The sequence below is a fragment of the Mesorhizobium sp. P2_E10 genome (assembly GCF_056404235.1).
In genome coordinates this window covers 38,212-49,336 of the sequence record NZ_JBFUEK010000001.1, presented here as the reverse complement: position 1 = coordinate 49,336, position 11,125 = coordinate 38,212, and the positions used below count along the sequence as shown (strand labels likewise).

The 11,125-nt window shown below is 63.0% G+C and carries 10 protein-coding genes and 1 tRNA gene; 6 read left to right on the top strand and 5 right to left on the bottom strand.

The window, feature by feature from the left end; genetic code table 11:
- Positions 1-12 precede the first annotated feature (12 nt).
- The 4 genes from AC1D0N_RS00245 to AC1D0N_RS00230 all read left to right on the top strand — a co-directional run bounded on the left by AC1D0N_RS00245 (position 13) and on the right by AC1D0N_RS00230 (position 4,579).
- Complete coding sequence (locus AC1D0N_RS00245; RefSeq protein WP_477240216.1) at positions 13-633, top strand: 2,3-bisphosphoglycerate-dependent phosphoglycerate mutase; 621 nt, start codon at positions 13-15, stop codon at positions 631-633.
- Between the two features lie 74 nt (positions 634-707).
- A tRNA-Leu gene (locus AC1D0N_RS00240) sits at positions 708-792 on the top strand.
- Between the two features lie 24 nt (positions 793-816).
- On the top strand, positions 817-1,086 hold the full coding sequence (locus AC1D0N_RS00235) for a hypothetical protein (RefSeq protein ID WP_477240214.1): 270 nt from the start codon (positions 817-819) through the stop codon (positions 1,084-1,086).
- A gap of 295 nt (positions 1,087-1,381) precedes the next feature.
- On the top strand, positions 1,382-4,579 hold the full coding sequence (locus AC1D0N_RS00230; protein WP_477240212.1) for an amino acid permease: 3,198 nt from the start codon (positions 1,382-1,384) through the stop codon (positions 4,577-4,579).
- Between the two features lie 73 nt (positions 4,580-4,652).
- Here the strand turns inward: AC1D0N_RS00230 and AC1D0N_RS00225 are convergent, their stop codons facing one another.
- A complete protein-coding gene (locus AC1D0N_RS00225) occupies positions 4,653-5,591 on the bottom strand; it encodes an ATP-grasp domain-containing protein (RefSeq protein WP_477240210.1) in 939 nt (312 codons plus the stop codon).
- Positions 5,592-5,849: 258 nt separating this feature from the next.
- On the opposite strand from AC1D0N_RS00225, the gene AC1D0N_RS00220 reads away from it, so the two are divergent.
- Both AC1D0N_RS00220 and AC1D0N_RS00215 read left to right on the top strand, forming a co-directional pair.
- Complete coding sequence (locus AC1D0N_RS00220) at positions 5,850-7,538, top strand: FAD-dependent oxidoreductase (RefSeq protein WP_477240208.1); 1,689 nt, start codon at positions 5,850-5,852, stop codon at positions 7,536-7,538.
- The gene (locus tag AC1D0N_RS00215; RefSeq protein ID WP_477240206.1) at positions 7,538-7,846 is read left to right on the top strand and encodes a UBP-type zinc finger domain-containing protein; all 309 of its coding nucleotides are present in this window, start codon (positions 7,538-7,540) and stop codon (positions 7,844-7,846) included. The genes AC1D0N_RS00220 and AC1D0N_RS00215 overlap by 1 nt, the downstream gene beginning before the upstream one ends.
- A 22-nt stretch (positions 7,847-7,868) precedes the next feature.
- Here AC1D0N_RS00215 and AC1D0N_RS00210 read toward each other — a convergent pair whose 3' ends face one another.
- The 4 genes from AC1D0N_RS00210 to AC1D0N_RS00195 form a co-directional block, all read right to left on the bottom strand.
- Positions 7,869-8,042: a hypothetical protein gene (locus AC1D0N_RS00210; protein ID WP_477240204.1), complete on the bottom strand. Its 174-nt coding sequence runs from the start codon at positions 8,040-8,042 to the stop codon at positions 7,869-7,871.
- A 108-nt stretch (positions 8,043-8,150) separates the two neighbouring features.
- Positions 8,151-8,951, bottom strand: coding sequence for a maleate cis-trans isomerase family protein (locus AC1D0N_RS00205; RefSeq protein WP_477240202.1), 801 nt, complete (start codon positions 8,949-8,951; stop codon positions 8,151-8,153).
- 73 nt (positions 8,952-9,024) lie between these two features.
- On the bottom strand, positions 9,025-10,266 hold the full coding sequence (locus tag AC1D0N_RS00200; protein ID WP_477240200.1) for a D-amino acid dehydrogenase: 1,242 nt from the start codon (positions 10,264-10,266) through the stop codon (positions 9,025-9,027).
- Between the two features lie 172 nt (positions 10,267-10,438).
- Positions 10,439-11,044, bottom strand: coding sequence for a cupin domain-containing protein (locus tag AC1D0N_RS00195; RefSeq protein ID WP_477240198.1), 606 nt, complete (start codon positions 11,042-11,044; stop codon positions 10,439-10,441).
- Positions 11,045-11,125 lie beyond the last annotated feature (81 nt).

Genomic DNA, 11,125 nt, shown 5'->3' with positions numbered 1-11,125 from the left:
GAAGGAGCAAACATGTCGGGAACTCTCGTGCTCGTGCGCCATGGCCAGAGCGAATGGAACCTGAAGAACCTGTTCACCGGCTGGCGTGACGTCGACCTGACCGAACTGGGCCATGCCGAAGCCAAGGCCGCCGGCCAGAAGCTGAAGGCGCGTGGCCTGAAATTCGACATCGCCTTCACCTCGGCGCTGATCCGGGCTCAAAAGACCTGCCAGCACATCCTCGACGCGGTCGGCCAGAGCGATCTGAAGACCATTCGCGACCAGGCGCTGAACGAGCGCGACTATGGCGACCTCTCCGGCCTCAACAAGGACGACGCGCGCAAGAAATGGGGCGAGGAACAGGTGCATGTCTGGCGCCGCTCCTACGACGTGCCGCCGCCCGGCGGCGAGAGCCTGAAGGACACCGGCGCCCGCGTCTGGCCCTATTATCTGCACGACATGCAGTCGCATGTGCTGCGCGGCGGCACTGTGCTGGTGGCGGCGCACGGCAATTCGCTGCGGGCGCTGATCATGGCGCTGGACGGCAAATCCGGCGAGGAGATCGTCAAGCTGGAACTCGGCACCGGCGTGCCGGTGGTCTACAAGCTCAACGCCGATTCCACCGTGGCTTCGAAGGAAGTGCTGGAGGGCTGAGCCGGCTTGCCGACCGTGGCCTCAAAAAAGCGCGTTGACACTCATCGCTTGCCCGCTTACATGAGCCCGCACCAGCCCAGATGGCGGAATTGGTAGACGCGCACGGTTCAGGTCCGTGTTCCGCAAGGAGTGGAGGTTCGAGTCCTCTTCTGGGCACCAAATTCCCGTTTCGAGCCATTCGATATGGTTCAGACGCCTGAGAAAAAAGCCCGGTTCGCCGGGCTTTTTTGTTGCCTCCAGGTGGCGGTCGATCTTGCCAGAAGATGCAAGGAGACGTTGATCGCCCGAACCGTGCCCCTTGCGCTCGATGCCTTCTCCGGCATCATGCGACGGGAAGGCTTCGAGCTTGCCCGGGAATGGCGGGGCACAAAGTCAAAGAACGGTGACCGTATATTGGCGATCTACAACCGTGTTCATCCGCCGGTTTCGGATAGCGCAACACAATATCGCTAATCGGCCATCGGTGCTTGTATTCTCGACTATTCACTTTGCTCTGCGTCGACGCCAGTAGATCAAATGGCCGAGACTTCCCGATGCGAATGAGGTCAGAGCATCGGGCCGACACGCATTTGGTCGAATCGTGCACCAGCTCGTCGACACGGATGATTGTTCGAATCGGCCTTGGTACGAAGTCTTAAGATGTCTCACCTAGGTTCGTCTTTGACTTCGAGAGCGCTGCCTTAAACAGATCTGCATAGTTTACATTGGCCAGTCAGACAGCGCTCCGCATCGGAATGGATGTCTCAGAATGCGCGACGTCACGCCTTCTCGACCGCACCCGAGAACCCTGGGATGGGTGGGCACGACAGCGCTCGCCATGGGGGGCAGCAATCAAAGCCTGTTTCTGATCACCGCCCTTTTCGTCGGCCAGGGGAACATTCCCGGCCAGGGAAGCGCCGCGGTTCCGCTGCTCTTCATTGGCCTGCTGCTTGGCTGGGCTGCCGCGCCGGCGTGGACCGAACTGGTTCTCATGTGGCCAAACCGCGTCGGCGGTATCTCTGCGGCGTGCGCGGAAGCTTTCAGGCCTTACAGTCCCGTCCTCTCGGCCTTGACGGGCACTTGCTATTGGTGGGGCTGGGTTCCGACCTGCGGACTGACCGCGGTTCTTTCAGCGTCTGCAATCCAGCAATGGTACTTGCCGGGCCTTCCCGTGGAGGCGGTCGCCTGCGGGCTCGTCGCATTCTTCGCGGCAGTCAATTTGTGCGGAATCAAGTGGGTGGTCCGACTGGCGATACCGGTCGCCACGGCCTCCGCAATACTGGCGTTTCTCTCGTCCCTTGTCCCGGTCATCAGTGGCGAAGTCGACTGGCGCAAGGCGACGGATTTTGCGCTGACCAGCCCGTTTGCCGGCCTGTTCGGCGATATCACGTCGGTGATGGCTGGGCTGTACCTGATCGGATTTGCCGCGCCGGCATTCGAGGCTGCAGCCTGCCATGTTGGCGAGACCGTCGATCCCAACCGCAACATTCCCCGGGCGATGTGGGCCAGCGCGGCAATGGCCGGCATCTATTTCCTTGTCCTGCCGGTCGTCTGGCTGGGTGTGCTTGGACCTGAGCCGCTCGGCACGGACCTCGCCATGGCTCTCGGGCCTACGTTTGCGCCCCTGTTGGGCAGTTTCGGCAAGGCGGCCGCCATCTGGTTCATCATGTTCAACATGTTCCATGGAACGTTGCAGCCATTGGCAGGCGCCGCGCGGACCCTCGCGCAGCTGAGCGAAGACGGCCTGCTGCCGAGATTCCTGGCCAGCCGCATCTCGACAACGGATTGCCCATGGGCGGCAACGCTGCTCACCGCTGCCGCGGCAATCGGTTTCATGCTGTGCGGCTATCCGCTCTGGATGATTGCCGCAGCCAATTTTACCTACCTGATCAGCATCTGCATGCCCAACATCGCAGTCTGGCTCTTGCGCCGTGACCATCCCGATGCCGCGCGACCCTTCCGGGCTCCCAGAGGAACGATCGTCCTTGGCGTGGGCGCGGCGGCAGTATGGTTGTTGACCGCTATACTGGGCTTCCAGCAGTTTGGCCTTCCGACCGTCCTGTTCGGTCTGGCGTTGGCCTATTCGGGTGCTGCGCTTTACGCCTGGCGCGCCATGGAGGATCGCCACGCACTGGGTCTATCCTTGCTGCCGCATACGCTTCACCTGAAGCTTACCGGGGCCATGCTTTTTGTGCTCGTGCTTGACGGTGCCGGCTATTTCCTGGCGATCGGCAGCGTTCCCAACATCGACGCTCCCCTGATCGCCGCGCTGGAGGACATTTTTGTCGTTGTCGCGTTGCTGACCATCAGCGTCGGTCTGGTTTTGCCGGGAATGATCACCCATTCGGCAACCGAGGTGAGCAACGCAGCGAAGCGTTTGACATCCGGAACGCTGAAGGACTTCTCTCTCGCCATGGCTGCCCTGGGGCGTGGAGACCTTGCTGCAGCGCACGCCTCCGTGAACATCATGCCGGTGACTGTAAACTCTCGCGACGAACTCGGAGAGATGGCCGAAAGCTTCAACCAACTGCAGGACAAGGTGAGGGAAGCCGCCCACGGCCTGGACGACGCGCGCGAGAATATGAACCTGGCGCGCACCGAACTCATGGCACGGCACGAGGAAATCGCGCATCTCGCGCACCACGATCCGCTTACCGGTCTGGCGAACCGAACTGCGCTTGCAGGGCACCTGGCCACCACGATTGAGCGGGCGAGAGCAACGCACGCCAGCTTTGCCGTGTTCAGCATTGACCTTGATCATTTCAAAGAGACCAACGACGTTTTTGGGCACGCGGCCGGCGACGATCTCCTATGCACCATCGCCCGGCGCCTTCAATCCGCGGCGCCGGAGGCCTTTATCGCCCGCATGGGCGGCGACGAATTCACTCTTGTCCTGGCGCTGGATGAACGACCCGCGGGGGCAAGGGAAGTCGCCGATCGTCTGTTCGAAGCGGCGGCAGGCGAATTCGAAATCCGGGGCCAGCACATTTCAATCGGGCTGAGCATCGGCGCGGCGATCTATCCGAGGGACGGAGACAATGTCGCATCGCTCATGGCAAATGCCGACGCCGCCCTCTACAGAGCCAAGGCGGATGGTCGCCGAATGCTGCAATTCTTCGATCCGGAAATGGATCGGCGACTAAGAGAACGCTACGCCCTGCAGCAAGATTTGCGATCGGCGGTCGCGCGTGGCGAGCTTGTGCTCCACTATCAGCCGCAAGCCCGGATAGACGGCGAAATCTTTGGTTTTGAGGCACTTGCCCGTTGGCACCATCCAAAACACGGGCTCGTCTCGCCGACCGCGTTCGTACCCCTTGCCGAACAGGATGGCACAATCGTTGAAATAGGGGAATGGACGCTAAGGCAGGCATGCAAAGACGCCGCCTCCTGGGCCACACCCCTGCAGATCGCCGTCAATCTTTCCCCGGTGCAATTCCGTTTCGGGGACCTGGTGGGTCGCGTTCATTCGATCCTCTACGAGACCGGCCTTACGCCCGGACGCCTTGAACTGGAAATCACGGAAGGGGTTCTCATCCGCGATCGGGCAACCGCATTGTCGGTTTTGCGGCGACTGAAGGCGTTGGGCGTCAGGATCGCCATGGATGATTTTGGCACCGGATATGCCTCACTGTCCTCGCTACAGGCGTTTCCATTCGACAAGATCAAGATCGATCGCAGTTTTGTTTCGGGTGTCAGTTCGAATGTCCAGTCGGCCGCCATCGTGCGCACGATACTCAGCCTGGGCTCGGCGCTGGCCCTGCCTGTCATCGCAGAGGGCGTTGAAACCGAAGACGAGCGTGTTTTCCTGATGAAGGAAGGATGTCCGGAGATTCAGGGATATCTGGTGGGGCACCCGCATCCAATAGCGCTCTACAAGGATGTGACGGATGGCTTATCCCCTGGATCTGCCTTGGGAGATTCCGCGGGATCCTCCGCTGCAGCCCAGGCGTTTGGCGTGACAGGATAGTCTTGGGCGGAGATCGTGGCTTGCACTGTCGGCCGCGTTATCGATCGGGCTCGCCCCTGATCTGCGCGGGAGATCAGACGGCCAGCCTGCGCGCGGCCTCGATCGAAGCTTCCGCTATGATATCGAGCGCGCCGAACTGCTCGTAGAAATTGAGCCCGAACTGCTGTTGCATCTCGCGCCCGGTCGTTCCGCACAGCATCCAGCTGTTGCCGGATGGATTGATTTCGATCAGTTGGAGATTACCGGTCGCTTCGTCGCGCAGGATGTCGACGCCGAGCGAGGGAATGGTCGGGAAGACGGCATGAGCCTGGACAGCAAGGTCGAGCACGTCCTGGTCCGCGGCAAGGGCGACGGTGCAACCCTTGGCCGAGGCTATGATCGATTCCCCCTGGCCATGCCGGAACCCGTCGGGACTCTCCAGCGGGGTGAAATCCTTCCTGCCCTCGTACTGGAGGGACATCAGCGGCCTGCCGAGATAGGTGAGGACGCGGTAGGCCTTTGGCCAGCGCCCGGTATGGACATAGCGCTGGGCAAGCATCGGCGAGCGTCGTCCCGCATGCTCCTCGGGATACTCCACTGGGTCGGTGTAGCGGACGCGGCCGGTCTTGGTGATGCGCACGAACGCGCCGCGCGCGCCGTGCGACGGCTTTACCACCACATACGGCCCCCAAACCGCCGGATCGAGTTTTGTCCCGGGCACGATCTCCACCCATTTCGGAACCGGCAGTCCCGCTGCCTCGAGAACGGCAAACTCCCTGATCTTGCCCATATGCTGATGGACGAGCCGCGTTCCGCGCAACGGCCGCAGCCATTTCAGCCTGTCCATTTCGATGGAAAGGGTTGGCCGCATCGCCAATGCCGCGGTGGGCAACGGCGTCAGCACGCAAGCGGTCGACAGAACACTGACCTTGATCTCCGGCGCGCGCGCCGAGATCAAGGCGCCGACCTTGCGGAAATCGTCGATCGCTTCCTTCTTGGGATAGCAGTAGAAAGCCAAATTGAACTGGGCCATGCTGGGTTTCGTCCGGAAAAATCGTAAGCTAGAAGACAGATCGTGCCTGCTTCAGGTAGCAAGCAACAGCTTTGCTGCGCCAACGCAATCTCTGCCAGCCCTGAAATAGCAGGACTATCCCTCATCGAGGGTCCTGAAGGAGAAGCCTTTTAGGGTGGGGGCTCCTTCGCAAGAATCCAAATGCTATTACCTCTCCTCCCGGCTAGGCGCTGAACAAACCACTTCAAACCCGACGACAGCTTCGGTACGATTTGGGCCATGGCTCAACCCACCAATCCGACCGTCACCCGTCGCGACCAGATGTTCCCCATCCTGGCTGAGGCAGACGTCGAGCGCATGCGGCGTTTCGGCGAGGCCAGCGCCTATGCCGCTGGCGAGGCAATCGTCAAAGCCGGCGATGTGGCGCCCGGACTGATCGTCATCCTGTCGGGCAAGGCGGATATTACCCAGGGCGGCCAGTTCGGCCAGCGCGAGACGATCGTCACCCACGGCCCGGGCAATTTCCTCGGCGAGCTGGCGCAGCTTTCTGGCCGCCCCTCGCTGGTCGATGCAGAGGCGATCGAGCCAGTCGAAGCGTTCGTCATCGCGCCGCAGCGACTGCGCGACCTGATGGTGCAGGAGGCAAATCTCGGCGAGCGCATCATGCGAGCGCTGATCCTGCGCCGCGTCGGGCTGCTGGAAAGCGGCAGCAGCGGGCCGATCATCATCGGACCCGCCGGCAATGGCGACACGCTGCGCCTGCAAGGCTTTCTGGCGCGCAGCGGCCAGCCGCACCGCGCACTCGATTCCGACACGGATCCGTGCGCGACGACGCTGATCGAGCGGTTTCAGGTCGACCCTCATCATCTGCCAATCGTGCTGTGTCCGAACGGAAAGCTGCTGCACAATCCCGGCGAGAATGAACTCGCCCGCTGCATCGGCCTGCTGCGGCCGATCGATGCCAGCAAACTCTACGACGTGGCCATTGTCGGCGCCGGACCGGCGGGGCTGGCGGCGGCGGTCTATGCGGCGTCCGAGGGGCTGTCGACGATCGTGCTCGACTGCCGCGCCTTCGGCGGACAGGCGGGCGCCTCCTCGCGCATCGAGAACTATCTCGGCTTCCCCACCGGCATTTCGGGAATGGCGCTGATGGCGCGCGCCTACAACCAGGCGCAGAAATTCGGCGTCGAAATGGTGATACCCGACGAGGCCAAGCTGCTGAGCAGTGCCGCCGACCCGTCCGGCGCCCGCTACAGGCTCGATGTCGGCGACGGCGAGAGCGTGCGCGCGCGCACGGTGGTGATCGCCAGCGGGGCGCGCTATCGCCGTCTCGATATCGCCAACCTGGCGCAGTTCGAGGGAACGAGCGTTCACTATTGGGCGTCGCCGATCGAGGCGCGGCTGTGCGGCGGCCAGGAAGTGGCGCTGGTCGGCGCCGGCAATTCGGCGGGGCAGGCGGCGGTCTATCTGGCCAGCCATGTCAGGAAGGTGGCGCTTTTGGCGCGTGGCGGCAGTCTGGACGCCACGATGTCGCGCTATCTGGTCGAGCGCATCCGGGCCCAGCCCAACATCGAGGTTCTGACCGAGACCGAGATCGAGGCGCTGGAAGGCGACGAGGGCAATCTCGGCAGCATCCGGTGGCGCAACCGCGCCAGCGGCGCGGAAACGACGCGGCCGATCCGCCATCTCTTCCTGTTCATCGGCGCCGACCCGAACACGGACTGGCTGGCGCACTGCAACGTGGCGCTGGACGCCAAGGGTTTCGTGCGCACCGGATCGGACATAGGGTCGGGCCTGATGGAGACCAGCCGAAGCGGCGTGTTTGCCATCGGCGACGTCCGCTCCGGCTCGGTCAAACGGGTCGCTGCCGCCGTCGGCGAAGGCGCCCAGGTGGTGGCGGCATTGCACGCATATCTCGCGCAAAACGGCAGCCAGGCCGTGGCGCCCGAACTGGCCAGGAGAAACTGATGGCGGATGAATGCAGACATGCGCATGACATCAAGGATGTGACGCCGAGCGCACTCGGCTGCGAGGAATGCCTGAAAAGTGGGTCATGGTGGGTGCATCTGCGGCTCTGCCGCACCTGCGGCCATGTCGGCTGCTGCGACGACTCGCCCAACCGCCACGCCACCAAACATTTTCACGCCACAAGCCATCCGGTCATCGAAGGCTACGATCCGCCGGAAGGCTGGGGCTGGTGCTACATCGACGAGATCTTTCTCGACCTCGGCGAGCGGGTCACGCAGCAGAACGGCCCGATCCCAAGATTTTATTGAGGTAGCGTTGGAAGCCGGCCGTTTATCGCACGGAGCCGGTGACGGTCCGGTCAAGGGCGTCGGGATTGCGTTCATTGCCGGCAAGGGCCGCTATGAGCAGCAGGCTGGCAACCACCGGCACAAACAGGATGGCGACGCGGGCTTGCACATAAAAAATGGCGCGCCATTCGCTGCGCTTTTCGGGGCTGTCGTCCATTGTACTCACTCTGTCATGCCCCCCAGGGCGTGACATAGCGGCGAACGGTTAAACAACCCCTTCCGAGTTTGTTAACCCGGCGATTTTGAAACCCTCGCAACCCCGCGGTCAGGCGGGCAATGCGAACAACCTCCCACCAGCGGCCACGACATCATTGACCCCCGCCAGCCGCAGGCAGTGCCAGGCCATGGCGTGGTTGCTGGAGGTGGCGGGAATGCCGATGCGTTTTTCCAGTCCGGCCACCGCTTCGGCGATGCGCAAGCTGGTGCAGGAGATGAAGATCGCATCGACACCCGGCGTCGCCGCCATGCGCTCGGCGGCGGCCTCGATCGAGGCGACCGAGATACGGGCGGCTTCGCGATCGTCCTGCCGGTCGAAGGTGGCGACGGCGGCTATGTCGAGGCCACGGCCGGTGAAATAGGCAACGAGGCCTTCATTGATGCGGGGCGAATAGGGCGTCAGCAGGCCGATGCCCTTGACGCCGAGCGCCCGGAAAGCGGCAAGGGCCGCGGTGACCGGCGTGGTGCAGGCGATGCCGGGCCGCGCCTTCCTGATTTCGGCGAACACCGCCTCCTCGCCGAGCGTCATCGTCGCCGAGGTGCAGCCGAAGCCGACGACGTCGAGCGGGATGCCGGGCAGGATGAGGTCGACGCATGGCGCGATCCTCGGGCCGATCGCGCGCAAAGTGTCTGGGGTGATGTCGTGGTCGTTGAAGACGCGGGCTTCGTAAAAGGCGACCCCGGGAATGCGTATGAGAGCGCGGAATTCATGCTCCAGCGTCTGGTCGGTGGCCAGCACGGCAAGGCCAATCGCCGCGCGTGACGCCAGGCCGCCATCGAGGTCCGATGGCAACACACCAAGATCGATCGGTCCGGAAGCGGGACGTCTAGCAGCAGCGTTAGGAGACATAGCGTTTCCTTTTCTTTCTAGTTTGAGCATGACCTTGTCCAAAAACCGGTTCCCACTTTTTGGGATCATGCTCTCAGTTCAAAAGACCATCCATGGAAATGGCCGGGGCCTTGCCGGCGATCAGGTCGGCGGTGATGCGGGCCGAGCCGTGCGACATGGTCCAGCCGATATGGCCGTGCCCGGTGTTGAGGTAGAGGTTGCGCATGCGGCGGCGGCCGAAGGCGGGCAAATTGTTCGGCGTCATGGGCCGCAGCCCCGCCCACATCTCGGCGCGGTCATAGTCGGCGCCTTCGGGGTAGAGCTCCTGCGTCACGCCTTTCATGAAGGCGAAATCGGCCGGCTTGTGGCTGGTGTCGTAGCCGGCGAACTCGGCCGTCGCGGTGACACGGATGCGGTCGCCGAAGCGCGAGATGGCGACCAGATTGTGCTCGTCGACGGAAGCGATGGTCGGCGGGGCCGGGCGGTTGCCGACGGGAATGGTCAGCGAATAGCCCTTGATCGGATAGATCGGCAGGTTGATGCCGATCTTGCCGGCAAGGGTCGGGCTGTGGCTGCCGAGCGCCAGCACATAGGCGTCACCCCTAAAGGCGCCCTTGTCGGTGAGCACCTGGGTGACGCCATCGCCCGATGTCTCGATGCCGGTGATCGTCGTTGCCGTGTGAATGGCGCCGCCGCGCGCAACAACCTTGGCGGCGAGCGCCCGGGTGAATTTGGCGGGGTCGCCGGTCTCGTCGGTCGGGCAATAAATGCCGCCGGCGATCTTGTCCCTGGCCGACGCGAGCGAAGGATCGAGCGCGACGACGTCGTCGCGGTCGAGCACTTTGATCTCCTGTCCGTCGGATTCGAGCAGCTTCATGTGCTCGACGCCCTTGTCGAGCGCCTGCTGGCTGCGGTGGAAATAGACGATGCCGCGGTCGTTGCGGTCGTAGTCGATGTCTTCGTCGGCGATCACGTCGCGCAGGACGGTTTGCGAATAGGCGGCGAGGCGGTGCTTGAGCAACGTGTTGCGGCGCGCCTTGGCGGCCGTGCACTCCATCAGAAACAGCCATGACCAGGAATAGAGCCGCGGGTCGGCCGAGAATTTGAAGCGCAGCGCCTGATCCTTCTGCAGAAGCGATTTCAGCAGGATCATCGGCGCCCTGGGCGACGACCAGACGAAGGAATGGCCCGGCGCGATCATGCCGGCATTACCCCAGCTGGTCTCGGCGGCGACTTGTGCCTGGCGCTCGATGAGCGCGACTTCGTGGCCGTCCTTCTGCAGCTGATAGGCGGTGGTGACACCAACGACGCCGCCACCCAGCACGACTATGCGCATGACGCCTCCGGCGAGAGCAAGTGAGGGCAGTTTAGGATGGAATCTGAAATTGCAAAGGCTGGACTTGTGGGCCAGGGCTTGGAGGTTCCGGCACGATCCATCCCGACTTCCACGGGTCAGCAAGACAAGCGCTGCCGCCCGGCACCTGCTTCTCAAGACGGAGATTACGACCTTATTTCGCGGAAAGCCCTGCTGCGGCCAGCACATCGGCAGCCGGCGTCACATGTGCGTGCGGCTTGCAATAGCTGGGAATGATGGCCTGGTAGCCGAGCCAGCGGCCAAGCGGCGCCAGGACGGCGAGCGCCACCCGCTGGACGGCCGGTGGAGGTTGCGTGAACACGACGACGTCGGCAAACTCCCTGGCGATCACCGCCGCCTGAAGCGGGAAAGGTCTTCCCTTTCGGTCGACGCGCCCGTCATTGGCGAGGCCGAACAGCATGCCGATCAGAAGTTCAAAGCGATCAGGATCGATGTGTTCGGCGCCCTTGGTCGGTGCGACCTCGACCAGCACATGCGCTTCGTCCGTCTTGCTGCCATTCGACCAGTCGTGTGCGACCCCTGCCTCGACAGTGGCGGATTGTCCGGGCCCAAGCGACAGGGTCCGGCCTGCGATGCGGGCATCGAGTCGGCCTTTGAGAACGGTGAACGTCTCGACGATGAACGGGTGGAAGTGTTCGCCCACCACCGCAGCTCCCGGGCGGGCCATCAGGTGGGCAATGCCGGGGCCCTGGCCGCGATCCTCGGTGCCGCGCAGGATCACCGCATATTCACCGGTCACCTTGTTTTCGTAAACGTCCCCGCACCGCGACATGAGATCGGCTCATAGTGTCAGAAGCAGAATAGATCTGCGGCCATGGTT